The 20,198-nt window shown below is 39.2% G+C and carries 11 protein-coding genes and 1 pseudogene; 5 read left to right on the forward strand and 7 right to left on the reverse strand.

The window, feature by feature from the left end:
- Positions 1–5 precede the first annotated feature (5 nt).
- Positions 6–1,877 (forward strand): CocE/NonD family hydrolase, encoded by a 1,872-nt coding sequence (locus ACXIUD_RS13780; RefSeq protein WP_458053224.1) that lies wholly within the window; start codon positions 6–8, stop codon positions 1,875–1,877.
- A 124-nt stretch (positions 1,878–2,001) separates the two neighbouring features.
- A complete protein-coding gene (locus ACXIUD_RS13785; RefSeq protein WP_458053225.1) occupies positions 2,002–4,029 on the forward strand; it encodes a M3 family metallopeptidase in 2,028 nt (675 codons plus the stop codon).
- A 99-nt stretch (positions 4,030–4,128) separates the two neighbouring features.
- On the opposite strand, the gene ACXIUD_RS13790 is transcribed toward ACXIUD_RS13785, so the two are convergent.
- Entirely contained in the window at positions 4,129–5,577 is a 1,449-nt protein-coding gene (locus ACXIUD_RS13790) for an amidohydrolase (protein WP_458053226.1), read from the reverse strand.
- Positions 5,578–5,949: 372 nt separating this feature from the next.
- Positions 5,950–6,942 carry a cation diffusion facilitator family transporter gene (locus ACXIUD_RS13795; protein WP_458053227.1) on the reverse strand — a complete coding sequence of 331 codons (993 nt, stop codon included), beginning with the start codon at positions 6,940–6,942 and terminating at the stop codon, positions 5,950–5,952.
- Between the two features lie 113 nt (positions 6,943–7,055).
- Here ACXIUD_RS13795 and ACXIUD_RS13800 point away from each other — a divergent pair, with 113 nt between their 5' ends.
- Positions 7,056–8,135 (forward strand): AI-2E family transporter, encoded by a 1,080-nt coding sequence (locus ACXIUD_RS13800; RefSeq protein ID WP_458053228.1) that lies wholly within the window; start codon positions 7,056–7,058, stop codon positions 8,133–8,135.
- Complete coding sequence (locus ACXIUD_RS13805; RefSeq protein WP_458053229.1) at positions 8,132–9,064, forward strand: tetratricopeptide repeat protein; 933 nt, start codon at positions 8,132–8,134, stop codon at positions 9,062–9,064. Before ACXIUD_RS13800 ends, ACXIUD_RS13805 begins: the two co-directional genes overlap by 4 nt.
- Here the strand turns inward: ACXIUD_RS13805 and ACXIUD_RS13810 are convergent.
- From ACXIUD_RS13810 to ACXIUD_RS13825, 4 genes and pseudogenes are all read right to left on the reverse strand, one after another.
- Positions 9,059–12,094 (reverse strand): ATP-binding protein, encoded by a 3,036-nt coding sequence (locus ACXIUD_RS13810; protein WP_458053230.1) that lies wholly within the window; start codon positions 12,092–12,094, stop codon positions 9,059–9,061. The two genes, ACXIUD_RS13805 and ACXIUD_RS13810, sit on opposite strands and share 6 nt — an antisense overlap.
- A 120-nt stretch (positions 12,095–12,214) precedes the next feature.
- Complete coding sequence (locus ACXIUD_RS13815; RefSeq protein ID WP_458053231.1) at positions 12,215–13,420, reverse strand: porin; 1,206 nt, start codon at positions 13,418–13,420, stop codon at positions 12,215–12,217.
- A gap of 109 nt (positions 13,421–13,529) precedes the next feature.
- A complete protein-coding gene (locus tag ACXIUD_RS13820) occupies positions 13,530–15,791 on the reverse strand; it encodes an aconitate hydratase (RefSeq protein WP_458053232.1) in 2,262 nt (753 codons plus the stop codon).
- A 113-nt stretch (positions 15,792–15,904) separates the two neighbouring features.
- Positions 15,905–17,248: pseudogene (locus tag ACXIUD_RS13825) on the reverse strand (TIGR00366 family protein).
- Between the two features lie 50 nt (positions 17,249–17,298).
- Between ACXIUD_RS13825 and ACXIUD_RS13830 the strand changes: the two are divergent.
- A complete protein-coding gene (locus tag ACXIUD_RS13830) occupies positions 17,299–19,050 on the forward strand; it encodes a histidine kinase N-terminal 7TM domain-containing protein (protein WP_458053233.1) in 1,752 nt (583 codons plus the stop codon).
- On the opposite strand, the gene ACXIUD_RS13835 is transcribed toward ACXIUD_RS13830, so the two are convergent.
- Entirely contained in the window at positions 19,047–20,111 is a 1,065-nt protein-coding gene (locus ACXIUD_RS13835) for an acyl-CoA reductase (RefSeq protein WP_458053234.1), read from the reverse strand. The two genes, ACXIUD_RS13830 and ACXIUD_RS13835, sit on opposite strands and share 4 nt — an antisense overlap.
- Positions 20,112–20,198 lie beyond the last annotated feature (87 nt).

Raw genomic sequence — 20,198 nt, forward strand, 5'->3', positions numbered from 1 at the left:
TGCTTATGAAACTATTGAAGTCCCTTTTAATCATTTGCTTTATTGGCCTGTCTCAGTGGACAGTTCAGGCACAGCAATCCAATTACGTAGAAGAAAATTACACCAAGCAGGAATTTCAAATTCCCATGAGAGATGGTGTGAAGTTACATACGGTAGTATATAGTCCTAAAGATGCTTCGAAAAATTACCCCATCATGATGAGTAGAACACCCTACAATTCCGGTCCCTACGGTGAAGGAAATTTGAAAAGGAGTTTAGGCCCTTCGGAAAAGCTCATGAAAGATGGCTATATTTTCGTCTATCAGGATGTGAGAGGAAGATGGATGTCAGAAGGCACGTATGACAATATGCGTCCAACGCTTCCGGAACGCAAGAAAAACAGCAAAGAAATTGATGAAAGTACTGACACCTTTGACACCATTGAATGGCTCCTAAAAAATCTTTCAAACAGCAATAAAAGAGTGGGTATGTGGGGAATTTCCTATCCAGGCTTTTATTCAGCCGCAGCCCTCCCCTTTGCGCACCCGGCCTTGAAAGCAGTATCCCCACAAGCCCCAATCGCAGATTTCTACTTCGATGATTTTCATCACAATGGTGCTTATTTCCTCAGTTATTGGGTAGCTACTGCTGTATTCGGTTATCAGCATGACGGCCCTACGGACAAACCCTGGTACCAAATGATCAACACTGGAACTAAGGATGCTTATCAGTTTTTCTTGGATATGGGCTCCTTGAAAAATGCAGATAAATACTATGATGAAGACAACTTTTTTTGGACCGAATTGAAAGAAAATCCTGATTACAATGAGTTTTGGCAAAAAAGAAACCTACTCCCTCACCTGAAAGACACCAAACCTGCTGTCATGACTGTTGGGGGTTGGTTTGACGCTGAGGACTTGTATGGCCCATTGAATATTTACAAAACAATTGAGAAAAATACACCTAACGCTTACAATACATTAGTCATGGGTCCTTGGTCACACGGAGATTGGGCAAGAGTAAGTGGTCCACAAAAGGTATCTAATATCTACTTCGGAGATGATATAAATATTTGGTATCAAAATGAAGTTGAGGCTGTCTTCTTCGATCATTTCCTAAAAGGTACAGGAGACGGAAAAACCGGCTTACCAGAAGCTTACCTCTTCGATACAGGATCCAAAGAATGGAAAAAGTTTGATACCTGGCCTCCGAAGGAAGCGGTAACAACCCCTTATTTCCCACATGCTAACGGTGCACTTTCTACGCAAAAACCAACAGGAAATGAAGTTTCTGAATTTATTTCTGACCCCGCTAAGCCCGTGCCCCACAGCCCTGACATCAAATTCAACTTTACTCCACGCAAATACATGGCCGATGATCAGCGCTTTGCTGCCAGAAGACCTGATGTATTGGTATTCGAAACAGGTGTATTGACAGAAGACATCACTTTAGCTGGTGAGATTTTCGCAAAGCTCCAAGTGTCCACCACAGAAACAGATGCAGATTGGATTGTCAAGCTGGTGGATGTATTCCCACATGACACCCCTGACCATGAATTCGTACAACAAGGCACCCATTTAAGCAACTATCACATGATGGTTCGATCGGAAGTTATTCGAGGAAGATATCGGGAGAGTTTTTCTGATCCAAAACCATTTATCCCAAATCAGCTAACGGAAGTTCCGCTACAATTGCAGGATGTATTGCACACCTTTAAAAAAGGACATAAAATACAAATTCAGATCCAGAGTACTTGGTTTCCTTTGATCGATAGAAATCCTCAGAAATACGTTGAAAACATTTTCAAAGCGAATGATACAGATTTCATCAAGGCAACTCATCGTGTATATCATCACTCGGATAAGCCAACCGAAATCAGCGTTCAGGTATTGAAATAAACCCATGCAGCTGAACAAATAGCTACTTCCTTTTTGTTACCTCAGGGAAGCAAAAGGGAAGTAGCTTTTTTGTTGGCCATTCCCTTCAAAAACTTAATCATTGACCTGAGAAAATAAAAAGTATATGAACCCATTATTGGAAAAATTTGACACGCCATTTGAGACAGCACCTTTTCATCTAGTTAAAAATGAGCATTTTCTACCCGCCATCCAAGAAGCTATCCAACAGGCTAAAGCAGAAATCAATGTAATTAAGTCCGTTAGTTCCCCCGATTTTTCAAATACCATCGAAGCTTTGGATAAGGCTGGCGAGCGCTTGGGCATTATCGCAGGGATATTTTATAACCTGAATTCTGCAGAAACCAATGATGAAATTCAAGCATTGGCAAGGGAGATTTCCCCTCTATTGACAGCTCATAGCAATGACATTTTATTAGATGCTGAGCTTTTTATGAAGATTGAACCGATTTTTAAAAATAGAGCAAACCTAAATCTTACTCCCGAGCAATTGACGCTGCTGGAAAAAACCTACAAGGGCTTTGTCCGTAATGGCGCCTTGCTCAATGATGGGGAAAAAGAGCAATTGCGTGCAATTGATCAGGAATTGGCTCAATTGAGTCTCAAGTTTGGGGAAAATGTACTGGCAGAAACCAATAAGTTTGTGATGCTCGTGGAGCAGGAAGAGGACCTCAAAGGACTACCTGATGCAATCAAAGAAGCAGCAGCTCAAACAGCAGAAGAAAAAGGACATGCCGGGAAATGGGCATTTACGCTTGCTTTCCCTAGCTACATCCCTTTCATGACCTATGCAGAGAATAGAGCATTACGGAAGAAACTATTCCTTGCATACAATACCAAAGGCTGCAAAGGGGATGAATTGGACAATAAGGAACATATCCAACGCATGCTTACTCTCAAACATAAGCGTTCTCAGCTGCTTGGTTATGAAACCTATGCCGATTTTGTTTTAGAGGAGCGCATGGCTAAATCAGCAGACAATGTGCGGGAGTTTTTAGGAAATCTTCTTACCAAATCTAAGCCTAAAGCCATAGAAGAGTTAGCAGAATTGCGTGCATTTGCAGAAAAACTAGATGGTTTGACTCAACTTGAAAAGTGGGATACTGCCTATTATGGGGAGAAACTCAAAAAGGAAAAATATGCGGTAGATGATGAGCTTTTACGTCCTTATTTCAAGTTAGAAAATGTCATTGACGGAGTATTCCATACTGCTTCCAAGCTGTATGATATACAGTTCAAAGAGAATACAAATATTCCTAAATATCATACAGATGTAATCACGTATGAAGTCCAGGATCTTCAGGGAAATCATGTGGGCGTATTTTATGCTGATTTCTTCCCAAGAGCAGGCAAGCGAAACGGGGCATGGATGACTAGCTATCGAGGACAGAGTAAACTACAGGGAGCCAATAAGCGTCCGCATGTCTCCATTGTTTGCAACTTCACCAAGCCTACCAAATCCAAACCTTCGCTACTTACTTTCAATGAAGTAACTACCTTATTTCATGAATTTGGTCATGCCTTGCACGGAATGTTGGCAGATGGAACGTATGAATCCTTATCTGGTACTTCCGTATTTTGGGATTTCGTAGAGCTCCCTTCCCAGATTTTCGAAAACTGGTGTTACGAAAAAGACTGTTTGGACTTGTTTGCTAAGCATTATGAAACAGGAGAAGCTATTCCTGAAGAATTATTGGAAAAAATCAAAGCTGCCGTCAATTTCCAACAAGGGACTCAAACCTTAAGACAAATCAGCTTTGGCTTATTGGATATGGCTTACCATAGTACCGATCCCGCAAGTATCACAGACGTGGTAGCTTTTGAGAAAGAAATTATGCAGGAAACAAGTTTGCTACCAGCTGTGGAAGGCACTTTGATGAGCACATCCTTTTCGCATATTTTCCAAGGTGGTTACGCTGCCGGCTATTACAGCTACAAATGGGCAGAGGTCTTGGATGCAGATGCATTTGAATTGTTTTTGGAAAAAGGCGTTTTTGACAAAGAAACTGCTAGCTCTTTCAAGAAAAATATTTTGTCAGCTGGTGGAAGTGAGCACCCATCTATTCTCTACAGAAGATTTAGAGGCAGAGATCCTAAACCAGAAGCTTTGTTAAAACGATCTGGATTGATTTAATCAAGCTGATTCAATATCATGTCCTTTAAAAGGCATATAACCAAAAAGAGGATGACTCCCGACGAGCATCCTCTTTTTATTTTTTTCAAAACTCAGATATTATCTAACCTTATTTTGGTCTTTTCTGAAATGCAAAGGTGGTGCCATATCTCCTATCAATGGTTCGTATTGCAAACCACCTAAGCGCTCATCAAACTCTTTTTTGGCTTCTTTGATCAACAACGGGTTCAAAATCAAATCTTTCCCTGTAAGCGCCATAGTCTTGGCTGCCACCATCATACCTTTGTACCCGATGCTCATTCCATCAGCGGCAACTGCCTGCCAGGTATGGGCTGCTGTACCAGGCACCCAAGTAGCCGTACCAAGCCCTACGGTAGGTACCACATAGCTCACATCTCCCACATCGGTGGACGCTGGAAAGTGTATCAGTTGATAGGGCTGAACTTCTTTGGCAACTGTCAATGATGGAAGTTTAGACAAATTCAAAGTAGCCTGTATCTTCTCTGCGAATTCCCTCTCTTCCTCATCATACTCAACTCCGCCCACAATACTTAAGTTTTTATGCATGGTTTTCGCCAACGTTTCATTTGGTAACAGACCATAAATCCCTGCTACTACTTCAACTTCCACACGGGTACCAGTACCCAAAGCAGCACCCTCTGCTGCATTGATGACACGTTCCCACATATCTTTGACTTCAACTACATCCGGATGACGCACCATGTACTCAACCACAGCATAGTCTGGCACCACGTTAGCAGCCAATCCACCATTAGTAATCACATAATGTATTCTACTTTCCTGATCTATATGTTCACGCATCATATTCACCATCATATTCATGGCTTCTACACCATCCAAAGCTGATCTTCCTCGCTGTGGAGCGCCGGCGGCATGGGCAGATTGTCCATAAAACTTGAAATAACCTTGCATCACCGCCGTACAAGTTGATGCATTAGCTGCGTTGCGATCACTTGGGTGCCAGTTAATGACGGCATCTACATTTTTGAACAAGCCCTCTCGCACCATATATACTTTACCTGCCCCTCCTTCCTCTGCAGGTGTTCCGAAGATTTTAATCGTAGCTTTGATATTGTTGGCATCAATCCATTCTTTCAAAGCTACCCCTGAAGCTACCACCGCCGTACCAAATAAATTGTGTCCACAACCGTGACCATTTCCTCCTTCTACCAATACAGATCGAAAAGGAACTGCATCTTGAGACAATCCCGGTAAGGCATCATACTCTGCCAAAAAACCTAATACTGGCCCACCTCTATCATAAGTAGCAACAAAAGAGGTAGGCATACCTGCCACACCCGTCTCCACAGCAAAGCCAGCAGCTTTTAATTCATTTATGAGGAGTTTGGAACTCGTAAACTCTAAATAACCCAATTCTGGATTTTCCCAGATTTCTCGGGCGACTTTAGAAAACTGATCGGTCTTGGTATCAAGCGTTTTTAGGATAAAAGCATCATGATTGACCTCCTGTGCATAAAGTAGCCAAGAGAGCAACATTGCACATACACTTAGTAAAGATTTTTTCATTGGGACAGATTATAATTCATCAATAGGATATGAATCAAAAATAACAGAAGATTGTACCGTATCCAATAGGATACTCAGAAAAAAATACGGGTACAAAAAAAAAGATATGTATGCACATATCTCTTTTTTAAAATCCATAATCCATTTGAAAAGCATGAGCTGTTATTATAACAACTTTTGCACTCTTGGGATCCTGTTAGATCACAATGAGAAACCCAACAAGGATCAACCAGACTGCGGACGATATCGCCAGCAATACTCTGAATTGTCTGTCCTCGTTCATAGCTGTTTTTTTGTTGAATGTACGAACTATTCTGCACAATGTCAAGTATTTTCCAAAAATTCTTTGGACTGAGTTCTCCTAAAAAAATATTATTTCACCAGATCGTGGTAGTGTTTTTGATTTTTGGACATATTTAAAGCAGTCCAATCGATTTTTGTATCCATTTCAAATTTCCGGACTTCACATGTTTTTATCTGACAGTAATGGCAGCATTTTTCTGGAATACAAGGATCCGCATGTACAAAAACTTCCACTACACCTGGCCAGTCCAACTCTAAAACATTTTCCAACTCCTCAACTTCATCATGTACTTGCTTTAAGTCCAAATAATAGGGTAATGTCAAATGAAGGTCAATATGTCTATCTCCACCATATTGCTGCACACGCATATTATGTACATCAATCCAAGTATCTTTTCTATGTTGATTAATAACTTTCACAGTAGCTTCCAATGCTTCAGGGTCAGCTTCGTCCATCAGACCGGCCACAGACTTCCTCACTAAGCCATACCCAGAATACACAATATAGGCAGAAAAACCAATAGCGATGATGGAGTCCAAAGCTAGGATTTTAGTTATATACAATACAGTAACTCCCAAAACCAACAATAATGATGTAAAGGTATCCGTCAACAAGTGCTTCCCATTGGCAATTAAGGTAATGCTATTGGTTTGTTCGCCTTTCTTTCTTAAGGTATACCCCAACACACCATTGACTATGCCGCTACCTGCAATGAGCAAAATACCTTCTAAAAGATTGTCTAACTCTTGAGGAAAAAATAGGTTATATATGGATTGGTAAATGATAAATAAACCTGCGATAATAATTAAAGCTCCTTCTAAACCTGCGCTAAAAAATTCAATTTTTCCGTGACCATAAGGATGATTGTCATCACGTGGCCTAGAACTGAGGTAAATGGAGTAAGAGGCAAAACCTGCTGCAACCACATTTACAATACTCTCCAGGGCATCCGTCAAGATCGCCGTAGATCCAGTAATCACGTAGGCGTAAAATTTAATAATCAACAATAATACGCTGACTACCAAAGAAATCCTGACCCATCGAGAACGTGTTGCTTCCACTTTGCTTCATTAAATGAGGTACAAATAGAAGGATTTTTTTCATAGTACCCAAACTATTCTCTTGAATTTGGCAGAAGTTCCTAACGAGATTCCTTAATTTGTAAAAAAAAGTCATGGAAGCTAAAATTGAGAAATTCCCAACCTCCATTAAAAGCCTGGCTATCTTACTGTTGATCATCTCCATCATATTTATCCTCATTGTTGGGAGAAGTATCCTGATTCCACTTATTTTAGCCGGTTTACTTTCCATTATTTTAACTCCTGTAGGTGAGCAATTTGAAAAATGGGGTTTGGGAAGAACAAGTAGCACAATCCTGACCGTGCTTAGTGGGTTGATCGCAATTCTAGCCTTACTGAGTTTTTCAGTCTTACAAGTAGTGAGTTTTAGCAAAGACTTGGAGAATGTGGGGGAAAAATTGAATGATTATTTGAGTAGTTTCAATGAATTTGTTCAGCAAAAACTTGGTATAGCAACAGGTTTGGAAAATGGATTTGATCAGGAATACCTGATCGATTTGATCGAAACCAATGGGTCTAATATTGCACAGGCAATTTTAGGTACCTTGGGTTCATTGTCCAGCTTTGTATTGTTACCAATTTTCATTTTCTTCTTTATTTTGTACAGGGGGCATTTGACCGATTTTTTTGTGTATTTATTCCAATCAAAAGATCCTGATCAAGTCAAATCTGAGATTAAAGAAAATCGGAAACTCATTCAAAATTATATCTTAGGACTGCTGAAAGTTATGAGTATTTTAGCCATTCTGAACAGTGTTGCCTTATTTAGTCTAGGAATCAAACATGCCATTTTCTTTGCTGTATTTGCTGCTATTCTGAATGTTATCCCCTATTTAGGCCCATTATTAGGAGCAATTTTACCGATGACATTTGCATTTCTTACCAAGGAGACATTGTTTTATCCCATTGCAGTATTTGCTTCTTTCCAAGTCATTCAATTGATCGAAAGTAACTTTCTGACACCCAAAATCGTGGGAAGCAATGTAAACTTGAATGCATTTGTAACGTTTTTGGGATTACTCATAGGAGCATCCATTTGGGGTGTGGCAGGAATGATTATCATTATCCCCACCCTAGCGATCCTTCGAAAAATATTTGAGCTATCTGATAGCACAAAACCATACGCTTTTCTGTTAGGAGAAGAGAAGATTAAACAATCAGAGGAAAACGAATGAAAAAGCACATATTATTATTCTGCTTACTCATACTAGGTGCATTGACCGCATGTGACGACGATGATAGCAGAAAAGGAAGGTTTTTATTGAAAGGGAATGAAAAGGTTAAAGACAATGATTTAACTGGTGCCATTAAGTTTTATACAGAGGCTTTAGGCATCGATCCAACCTACAAAGACGCTTTATATAATAGGGGGTTGATGTACCAGCGTTTGAATAGATTGGATCAGGCTATTCAAGATTTCACTTTGGCTCTTCAATATAATCCTGACGACTTCGAATTGCTTTTCCAACGAGGTCTTGCCTATGTTGACAACGGAGAATTTTACAAAGCCCAAGCAGATGCTAACAATCTCGTCAGTAAATTCCCTGAGGAATGGAAAAGCTTCTTTTTATCTGGTTTGGTTGCAGAAAAGCTCAAACAAAATGATGAAGCGTTAGCAGCTTTTGATACTGGTTTGGCCCTTCAGCCCGATAATGTGGATTTGATTACCAATAAAGCTACTATATTGTATTATTTGAAAAGATTGGAAGAAGCAGAAAGCTTACTGACCAAAGCAATAGCCATCAATCCACAAGAAGCAAATATATACAACCTACAAGGGATGGTTGCTTTCGAACGAGAGGAATATACCCAAGCATTAAATTTTGTGGAAAGAGCCTTGGAACTAGACCCGAGAAACCCCTATTTCTACAATAACAGAGGCCTATTTAAAGTATACCTGGGGTATTTGGATGAAGGATTAAAGGATATCAATCAGAGCATTAAGCAAGAACCTCGAAACAATTTCGCCCTTAGAAACAAAGGTATCTACTACTACTACAAAGGCGAAAAGGCATTGGCTATGCAATACCTTCGCGATTTATATGAAAAATTTCCTGAGTTAGAGCTAGTAGAGAAATATTACCAGCTTACAGAAGCCTTATAATTGAGAAATCATTAAGACTTCTTTGATTTTCTTCAAAAGCTCAGATGCATCGATAGGTTTTGATACATAACCTTCAAAACCTATCTCTTCCATTTTGTCCAGATATTCCAACTTGTCTGCCGCAGAAAGGGCTAGTACAGGAACGGACGAAAATTCTTTGATTTTCTGAGTCGCATCGAAACCATTCATAATAGGCATTTGAATATCCATCAGCACACAATCAAATAGTTCATTTTTCACAGCCTCTACAGCTTCCTTACCATTATTGACCCGCTTGTAGTTCATGCCCCATTTCTTGAGTATTTTACCCAACACCAAGGCATTGACATCATTATCCTCAGCCATCAATAGCTTCACCTGATTGATATCCACCGGCTTTCTTAGCTTATCCAAGCCACTGATCACAGGTTTTTCTTCTACTGGTGTTTGAGCTACAATAACCTTTTTAACAACTGCTGTTTCTGTCGTAGTTGCTTTTGGGGTTGGCGTGGCTTCCTTATAAACTTTATCGAATTCCAACTCAAAATAAAAGGTAGAACCTGTCCCTAATTCAGACATCACGTTAATATCTGAATCCATCAGATTCAACAGTTTTTTTGTAATGGATAAACCCAAACCAGTACCCCCATATTTTTTGCTGTAGGACTGCTGTATTTGATCATATTCGCTAAATAGTCTTGCAATATTCTCCTTGGCAATACCAATACCCGTATCTTTTACCTCAAAGTAGACCTTTATCTTTTCAGCTTTATTTTCTTTCAACAATAGATTGAGTTCAACTTGGCCTTTATCAGTAAATTTCAGCGCATTGGTTAGTAGATTATTAAGCACTTGCGTCAATCGAACTTTATCTGTTCTAACATCTACATTAACATCAAAATCTGCGGTCCAACTCAATTGGTTTTGAGTTTCTTTGGCATGATGCTCCAAGCTATTGATAATTTGGGCCAACAACTCACTTAAGTTCACACTGGTTTTTTCCAGTGTTAGCTTGCCTACCTCAATTTTCTGGAAATCCAACAAATCATTGATCATGGACATTAAGCTATCCACAGCAAAATTGATGGTTTGAAAGGCGGAAGCCTGACCTTGAGTATGATCGTCTTGCATCAAGGAATATACTGAACCTGATATCGCATTCAGAGGGGTTCGCAATTCATGACTGACAATAGAAAGGAATTCAGATTTGACTTTACTTGCTTTAAGAGCCTCTTCCTTAGCTTTTTTCAAATGGTCTTCAAAACTCATCTGAGAGGTAACATCATTCAGATACCCATACCATACCACATCTCCTGTTTCCAACTGAATAGGCTTGGCACTTCCCAAAACCCACTTGTAATTCATTTCTCCAGCAGTTTTTACCCGAAACTTACAGGACCATGGAGAAAGCTTACGGGCAGAAGAAACGGTACTTGTCAAGACTTTGGGTAAGTCCTCGGAATATACGAGACTGATAACTTTACCAATGTCATTAAACTCAGAAAAATCCTCATCTGGTAAATCCAGCAAATCTCTGATGCCTGAACTTACATAATTAAACTTCATCTCCCCTTCTGTATCCACCGTAAACTGATACAAGGCTCCAGGAATTTGCTCGGTTAAATGTTTGAGCACCTCCACAGATTGTCCTGAACTTTTGGATACAATCATTTTATCGGATATATCCCGAGCTTGGGAGATCAGGTAATTCTTCCCTTTGACATGTACAATGGAGGAATGTATATCCAACTCCATGGTGGAGCCTCCTGGCAATAAATAAAAACCTGTATAATTTTTGGGGCCATCGAGTGTGATTTGATTGAGGTGGCCTTCCCAAATTTCATTATTTTCAAATATCTGCTCTACATCCCAAATGTGGTATTTTTTGGTAGACTGAAGGTTAAGTAAATTTCTTACCCGTTGGTTTGCAAAAATTACTTGCCCACTTAAATCAGAAACCAATAAAAAGTCGGGACCTGCATCCATTAAGTTTTTGAACAACGAAATTTCATCTATTTGAAATTTGTATGTAGAAATATCTTGGATGCTCCCAAAAACTTTCACAGGCTTACCTTCTTGCAACACAGCCTGTCCAATTAATCGTACCCAAGAAGTTTGAGTTTGGTCTTTGGTCAATTGCACCTCTAAATCAAACCCCTTTCCATCATTGACCAAATTCGCAAAAGCAGCCTGTAAGGTTGGGCGGAAATGAGAAACACAACGATTGATGAGTAAATCAAAGCTCATCTCTGTGCTATCGGGTATTCCTGTGAGCTTATGAAATTCAGGAGAAATGATCCATTTCTTATCAAACAATAAATGTTCCCAAAAACCGATCCCAGCAAGTGCCTCCCCAGATTTAAAAATCCTATTATTACTTTCTTTCTCTGCTAGCAGTTTTTTATTATCTGTCACATCCCTTCCCACTGCATAAAACTTACCAACTATAAAATGGATATTAAATTCCATCCATCGGTATTCCTCATATGCATTGAGGATTCTAGCTGTGAATTGGGTATTTTTCCGATCATCTTTGACATCAAATACCAAGGATTTAACAAACTCTACATCATCTTTGTGGAAAAATTCACACAACTCGATGTTAATAACTTCATCTGCGGCATATCCCAATATCGATTTGACCGAGTTACTTATCCACGTCAGGTAATTTTCCTGACCTATGGCAACTAAATCCATACTGTTTCTAAAAAAATAATGTGCTTCCTTTTTGGTAGGAAGCCCCTGCCCTCTCATCTCCTTACCTTTATAAAAAAGGAAATAATTAGATCCATTTTCCTGTGGTAATTCGAGATTGAACGTATAGTCTACTCCCATAAAACGGAGAATAAGCTCCTCATTGAATAGGTAGCTGTTGATATCCAATCCTAAGCCAACTAAACTCCGCTCATCCAAAAATTGTCCAACAAGATCTTCAAAGATCTGATTGTTGTAGAATATATTGTAGGGATAGGTATCATCGGCCAAAAATACCATTTCGGTTGACTCAAAAATTATTTTCTTGAACGTATTATTGATACCTCTTTCTTTCATGAAAGCTTTTAAAATCTAATGGGTAAATCTATCGAATTGGGCAATTAAATACAAATACTGTATCAGGCATTAAACATACATTTTTTTGTTTTTTACACCAAATTTTTTGTTGTTAAAATTTTAAATTCCAAACTCCACTTGGAACATTCCTGTCCAAGAATTTCCTGTATTATCAAATTTAGAAAATCCTTCTAACCATTTATACCCAATATTTGCCTGAATTTTTATCCTATGACCATTCATGTAATAGGTATATCCCATGAGTGCTGTATCGGTCCTTTGCTGCAAGTCCCTAATAATCTCAGAAGGTAAAACATTGGAATATCTCACAGCCAATTCCGATTTTCTGGAGACCATTCTACTTATTTGTAGATTCATACCATCTCCTACTACGATATACCGAATATCACCTGTCTCATTTTCTGTTATGGGGTTAATCGCAGTCCGCTTTAAATATTCTCCACTGACTGCCCAACCCAAATGTTTATAGACCCCATCAATAATCAATGTATTCATATCACGCTCGTCAAACAGTTGCGGACCAAGCTGCCCACCTGTTCTTACAGCTTTTTGATTCATGGAATAAGTCAAGGCAATAGAAAATTTAGGCCTTGGCTCAAATTCTAAATCCCCTTCAGAGTAATCCCCTTTATTCGTGAACTTTCCCAATGGGAGGTATTCAATCCTTCCTGTGTAAGCTAATCCATTATTAATGGCTATTGCATTTCTACCATCTCCAGAAGTTATAGCTGTTTTTAGTTGAAGAATGGATTGATTGGGAAAAGTCTCTGTATAATAACCAAAAAATCCGAAATCACGATCCAGGGTGAAGATTCCGTTAGCAATAGAACGGTCCGCAAACTGTAAATTGCCCGAACTAATCACACGCTGTCTATTTCCTGGCAGCTTCGATTGTCCAAAACCAATATAAAATTTATCATTGACCACATAATAAAGTATTGCGTCACGTAATGGCTGAGCTATAAACCCAGCCTCTAAGTCTAAATCCGCCCGAGAAAAAGCCAATTGAATATAGTATTGAAATCGAGGGTTCATCACATACCCATCTAAGCGCAATCGAAGTCTTCTGACCCTCATTTCAAAATCATTGATTTCAAAATCGTCCCCTCCTAAGGTGTTAAAGCCTGCCCTGTTTTGCATTCTGAACCGTAGATTCATTAAAAACAAGGAGTCTTTCGAAAAACTGATTCCATCATCCACATAAAGAAGGGCTCGTTCATCCGATTCAACAGATTGTGCAAAGCCATGTATCGGTGAAATACAAAGAAAAACTATAGAAAAAACTGCTAACCAGCTAAATTTCATGCAATTAACCAATAAACTATAAGTAAGTAAGCTTTGATTGTCCTTAAATGTCCAAAAAAAAGACCAGTCAACAAATGACTGGTCTTTAATTTATTTTCAAATAGATTTCTTAGACACCTTCTTTAATTAGATTCAATGCAGAACCTGCTTTGAACCAACCGATCTGACCTTGATTGTAAGTATGGTTTACAGTAATTTCATCTGTAGAGCCATCCTTGTGCGTCAATTTCACAGTCAATGGCTTGCCAGGAGCAAATTCAGTCAAGCCTAAGATGTCGATAGCATCGTCCTCTTGGATCAAATCATAATCCGCAGGGTTGGCAAATGTCAAAGCCAACATCCCTTGCTTTTTCAGGTTGGTTTCATGGATTCGTGCGAAAGATTTTACCAAGATGGCACGAACACCTAAGAATCTTGGCTCCATTGCGGCATGCTCTCGGGAAGAACCTTCACCATAGTTTTCATCACCAACGACGATTGTTCCAATGCCTTCTGCTTTGTAATGACGCTGTACCGCAGGCACTTCACCATAGGCTCCAGTCAACTGATTTTTCACCTTGTTGGTCTCACCATTGTATGCATTGACAGCACCGATCAACATGTTATTGGAGATGTTATCCAAGTGACCTCTGAATCTCAACCACGGACCTGCCATTGAAATATGGTCTGTTGTACACTTTCCTTTGGCTTTAATCAATAATTTCAATCCTGTTAAATCTGTACCTTCCCAAGGCTTAAAAGGAGCCAATAATTGCAAACGCTCAGATTTAGGATCTACAATCACATCCACAGAAGAACCATCTTCTGCAGGAGCTTGATAACCTGCATCCTCTACAGCAAAGCCCTGAGTAGGCATTTCCAAACCAGCAGGCTCATCCAATTTCACTTGTTGACCATCTTCATTTGTTAAGGTATCAGTCGCAGGATTAAAGGTCAAATCACCCGCAATGGCCAAGGCTGTAACGATTTCAGGAGAAGCTACAAAGGCGTGGGTATTGGGGTTACCATCTGCTCTTTTTGCAAAGTTTCTGTTGAAGGAAGTGATGATGGAGTTTTTCTCCTGCTTATCGGCACCATGTCTAGCCCACTGACCGATACAAGGACCGCAGGCATTCGCTAATACCACACCACCCATATTGCCAAATACATCCAAGAAGCCATCTCTTTCGACAGTGAAGCGAACTTGTTCAGATCCTGGGGTGATGGTGAACTCAGATTTAGCAACCAACTTTTTATCTACTGCCTGCTTAGCAAGAGATGCTGCTCTAGATATATCTTCATAAGAGGAGTTAGTACAAGAACCAATCAAACCTACTTCCAATTTCGCAGGCCATCCATTTTCTTTAACAGCAGCAGCAAACTTAGATAAAGGCCAAGCCAAATCTGGAGTAAAAGGTCCATTGATATGTGGCTCCAACTCAGAAAGGTTGATATCGATTACCTGATCGAAATACTTCTCAGGATTTGCATAAACTTCTTCGTCTCCAGTCAAATGCTCTTTAACTGCATTTGCTAAATCTGCGATATCGTTTCGGTCTGTACCTCTCAAGTAAGCTTCAGATTTCTCATCATATCCAAAAATAGAAGTCGTAGCACCAATTTCTGCACCCATGTTACAAATAGTGCCTTTACCTGTAGCAGAAAGGGAACGTGCTCCGTCACCGAAATATTCAACTACTGCACCGGTACCACCTTTCACAGTCAAGATTCCAGCGACTTTCAGAATAACGTCTTTGGCAGAAGTCCAACCAGATAATTTTCCAGTCAAACGAACACCAATTAATTTAGGGAATTTAAGCTCCCAAGGAAGACCTGCCATCACATCGCAAGCATCAGCTCCACCGACACCGATAGCAATCATTCCTAGTCCACCGGCATTTGGCGTATGGGAATCTGTACCGATCATCATACCTCCAGGGAATGCATAGTTTTCAAGAACTACTTGGTGGATGATACCCGCACCTGGTTTCCAGAAGCCAATACCGTATTTATTAGAAACAGAGGCAAGAAAATCGTATACCTCTTTATTTTTATCTTTTGCTTTAGTCAAATCAGCAGTTGCTCCAATTTCAGCTTGAATCAAATGATCACAATGTACTGTGGAAGGAACGGCTACTTTACTTCTCCCGGCTTGCATAAACTGTAACAATGCCATCTGAGCAGTTGCATCTTGCATAGCTACTCTGTCTGGTTGAAAGTCCACATAGGAAACTCCTCTATCATAGCTCTGAGTAGCAGCACCCTCGGAAAGGTGTGCGTATAATATTTTCTCCGTCAAAGTCAATGGTCTACCCACTGCCTTGCGTGCGGCCTCAATACGGGAAGGGAACTTCTCGTATACCGCTTTGATCATTTCTATATCAAACGCCATTAGGAAATTGTATTTATGTTAAATGGTTTATTTTAAAATCGTTTGCAAAGATAAAAAATAAGGGCAAAATCGGAAGACAAATAGCTAGAAGCCTGCTAATTTATATACACTCTCTACAAGCTAAGCCAAATACTTAGCCCAAAGACTAAAAAACCACAAATAAAAAAGATCCCCGTGTATTTGAAAAGTTCTTTGACTGGAAGCCCTGTCAACGATAGTAATGGCAAAGCCCAAAATGGTTGCAACATATTACTGACTTGATCTCCAAAAGCAAATACCATCACCATGGAAGCTGGTTCTAATGATAATTCCTGTACCGCATTCATAATAATTGGTCCCTGAATAGCCCATTGTCCCCCTCCGGAAGGCACAAAAAGGTTAAACAAGGCTGCACTAACAAAAGTAAGCAAGGGAAAAAAATGCTACCCTCCTAATTGAATCAGGCCTAAGGAAAGCTGCTCCAACAATCCAGAATATTTCAAGACTCCCAAAATACCTGCATACAAAGGGAATTGTATAATAATGTCAACTGCCCCTTTGACAGCTACTGTTACTCCTGCTACAAACCCCTTGATGCTTTGATAAAATACCAATCCTAAGGCAAAAAGCAAAAAATTGATATAGTTGAGATCAATAAAACTTAGTCCTTTTTTTCCAGAGGTAAAGAAATCAGCCATGGCCAATAACAACATCACTAAACCTACAAACAAGCCTTTTTTATCCGAGAAACTATTTAAAGGAATTTGAGAAACAGGCACTTCAAAGGATTTACTTACTGAAGATTTTTTCTTTGATAAAACAAACAAGACAACAGTCATCACCAAAAGCAAAAGCGCATTTGTCCATAGATTGAACGAGGAAAAAACAGTCTTAGAGATGGGCAGTACACCAATGGTGGGTGCTAAAAAATGTCCTTCCTCTGCAACTTTAAGTGTAGCTGAACCCGAAAATCCCCCATGCCAAACCATCATACCGAGATATGCAGAAGCAGCAATCAAAGGATAATTGATAGCGATGCTTTGTTGCTTGCAATGATTGGCGATTTTGACTGCCAAAATAGCGCCTAATATCAAGCCAAAGCCCCAATTGAAATAACCGGCAGCCATCGCTGTCAGCCCTGTAGTCAAAACCGCAGAGGTATTGGAACGCACTTTTTGAATCAACGTATTTAATAACCTGTCTACTGGCTTTGTTAATGCGAGCGCATGTCCAAGGATAAGGATAAGCACCATTTGCATGGTAAACTCCAAAAGCTCCCAGAAACCTTTTTTCCAAAAACCTAAGACATTAAAGCCATAGCTAAGCATTGAGGAATCCTCTGGAATCGTGCCAATCCATGCAATGAAAATCACGATCAGTGTGAGGATAAGTGCAATTTCAAATGTCCCAGGAATTCTCAATGGTTTAATCATGCTGAATTTTCTCCATAATTTCTCAAAATATAAAACAATAACCATCCAAAATAATCAGAATTCCGTATTTTCGAACTATTCAACCTTTGATTACATTGGAATTTAATATCTTTTCAGCCACACTTTTACTAAGCGGATTACTGGTGACAGTCCTCTCTTTAGCGCTTTTAAAGAGACTGGATGCGACTATCAAATGGTTTGCAATAACCATGTTATTAGTCTCATTTTGGTCGATTGCATATAGTTTTGAGTTGGCCAGTACCCGATTGGAAGATATGCTCTTTTGGATCAAATTGGAATATGTAGGGATTTCTCTTGCGCCAGGAGCATGGTTATGGTTTTGTATCAATTATTCAAACAGGGAAGCTTGGCAAAGAAAACGATTTTTTTATCTGGTCTTTTCATTACCACTGATTACGTTTCTGATGGTACTCATTAATGACTTTCATCAGCTTCATTACAAGTCTACAATTTTGGATGATTCAGGTCCGTTCCCCTTACTTGACATTACCGCTGGACCTTGGTATTATATTCATACTGCTGTCTTTTATATCTATCTATTCCTAGGAAATTATTGGCTATTCTTGAGTTTCAAGGGAGCAGAAAAGATCTATCGAAAACAAATCAACTTACTCATAGCCGCTGGAATATTGCCATGGCTTATCAATATTTTTTATTTATTTGGATGGAGACCTTTTGACCATTTGGACTTGACACCTTATGGTTTCCTGTCAGTTTACATCGTAATTGGAATCGGCTTATTAAAGTTTGATTTATTTGATCTCAAACCTATTGCCAGGGATAAAACTTTGGATGTCATTGACAAAGGAATTTTGGTATTTGACCCATTAAATAGGCTCATTGATATCAATAAAGCCGCACGAATGCTATTGCAATTACCAAATGATGGAAAAATTGGGATGGATTGTCAGCTATTGCTCGAAGATTATCCAGCTATCGTGGATGCAATTAAATCCAAGAAGAAATTAAGCATAGAATTAGAAAAGAATAATAAAAACGGGCATCTGCAAGCAGAAACAACGATTATAACAGACCTACATGGGGAACATTTGGGCGTGTTACTGCTGATTGATGACATCAGCATTCTCAAAAATAATCAAAGTCAAATCCAAAAGCAGTCCGAAGAATTAGGGGAACTTAATAAGTTGAAAGATAAATTATTCTCCATTATTTCACATGACCTTAAAGGACCTATTCATGGACTGAATGAATTGATCAAGCTCACAAATAAGGGAATCGTCACCAAAGACGAATTCTTCGACATTCTACCTGACATCGCAAAAAATGTAGATTCTGTATCTATTTTGATGGAAAATCTACTTGCATGGACAAGTTCTCAAATGAAAGGTGAATATGTAGATAAACGGGAATTTGACATTTCGGAATTGGTTAGTCAAACATTTGAATTATACATCAATCGTGCATTGGAAAAGGGAATCAATCTTAAAGTAGACAAAAAAGAACATATTAAAGCATTTGCTGACCGGAATATGATTGACTTAGTTTTAAGAAATCTGGTAAGTAATGCAGTGAAATTTTCAGGATTGGGCGACCAGGTAAGGATTATATTGGAAGAAAAAAACAGCAAAGTTAGTGTTGAAATCCTAGATACAGGACTTGGTATCAACCCGGAAAATCTTAAAAAACTGAATCATGGAGAGTCCTTCACTACCTTGGGGAAAAATAATGAAAGTGGTACCGGGCTTGGTATTCTGCTCGTCAAAGACTACATCCAGAAAAATGGTGGTGAACTTATCATCACTAGTGAATTGAATAAGGGAAGCTCCTTTTACTTCGAACTTCCCAAAAGAGTCCCCGAAGCTTAAAGCTCCTTTAAAAAGGCTATCGTATCTATATTGTCGGCATAATCGGATAAACTTGGACATTGAGCCTGACCAAATGAAAGGCTTTCTGGATACCAACTATCTTTGCTGAGAATCACCTGAATTTTATCTTTCATTCCTTTCAAACGCTGATCAAGATTGTTTTGACCCTCGTAGACCTCATAGTAGAGCATACTAATGGGTGAAACTAATTCTGTACTCTCTCGCACTATTAAAAACCCATTATCCAAGTGCTCTTCCTTATTTACCAATAGAATAGATTTATTGTATTCATAATTATTGAAGTATTTGTGATGATCCCTTACGCTGGCAAAGGGCTCTATACCATGTAAAAAGGATTGGAGGGTTTCACGAGTGGGCACAAACAATTTAGATACATTCCTACAGCCCAATCCGTAGTATTGGAAAACATCTTGACCCAACTGCTCAAAATCTTCGGGTCCTTCTGTTCCATTTAAAATCGCCACAGAGGTTCTATTTTTTCTTATGATATGCGGGAACTTTCCAAAATAGTAATCAAAATATCGAGAGGAGTTATCACTCCCTGTGGCGATGTAGGCGTCCATGCCCTTTAGCATATCTTGAAAATGCACCTTAGCCGCCAACTCGGGAGCAATTTCATTCAGTTCATTGACAATCCATCGAATAGTTATGGCATCAGTACTGCTCAACTTTACATAAGCTTCGTGCCCCACCATTAATACTGAAAGCAAATCATGGAATCCTACTGCAGGAACATTACCCGCCATTAAAATACCAATCTTTTTTGGCTGGATCGTATCAGGTAGTGAGTAAGCTTGCAACCATTCACTCAAAGAATCTTTGGTCAAATAACTTCCGATTTCTTTGAAAGCATTGCGAACTTGCACCTCTGTAAACCAACTGTTAGAATTTTGAATTTGTCTAGCGAGTTCCTCAAAAGACGAATCTTCTACTGAATTCCGGATCAACTGACCTAGGGCACTAAAGGCTTCAATTTTATTTTCAATAGTCATGTGCTTCTTCAAATCAGCCGCAAAGATACCAATTGAATTGATGTGCATTGGATAGAACGAATTTAAATTACTTAGCATGACAAGTTTTTTTTGCAAGTTTGAACCTATGCTTCTTACTTTTGTTTAGGAATTATA

The sequence above is a fragment of the Mongoliitalea sp. genome, assembly GCF_054166905.1.

Coding starts and splice junctions, on each gene's coding strand:
- ACXIUD_RS13780 (WP_458053224.1), top strand. CDS start 6: ATGAAACTATTGAAGTCCCTTTTAATCATTTGCTTTATTGGCCTGTCT.
- ACXIUD_RS13785 (WP_458053225.1), top strand. CDS start 2,002: ATGAACCCATTATTGGAAAAATTTGACACGCCATTTGAGACAGCACCT.
- ACXIUD_RS13790 (WP_458053226.1), bottom strand. CDS start 5,577: ATGAAAAAATCTTTACTAAGTGTATGTGCAATGTTGCTCTCTTGGCTA.
- ACXIUD_RS13800 (WP_458053228.1), top strand. CDS start 7,056: ATGGAAGCTAAAATTGAGAAATTCCCAACCTCCATTAAAAGCCTGGCT.
- ACXIUD_RS13805 (WP_458053229.1), top strand. CDS start 8,132: ATGAAAAAGCACATATTATTATTCTGCTTACTCATACTAGGTGCATTG.
- ACXIUD_RS13810 (WP_458053230.1), bottom strand. CDS start 12,094: ATGAAAGAAAGAGGTATCAATAATACGTTCAAGAAAATAATTTTTGAG.
- ACXIUD_RS13815 (WP_458053231.1), bottom strand. CDS start 13,420: ATGAAATTTAGCTGGTTAGCAGTTTTTTCTATAGTTTTTCTTTGTATT.
- ACXIUD_RS13820 (WP_458053232.1), bottom strand. CDS start 15,791: ATGGCGTTTGATATAGAAATGATCAAAGCGGTATACGAGAAGTTCCCT.
- ACXIUD_RS13835 (WP_458053234.1), bottom strand. CDS start 20,111: ATGCACATCAATTCAATTGGTATCTTTGCGGCTGATTTGAAGAAGCAC.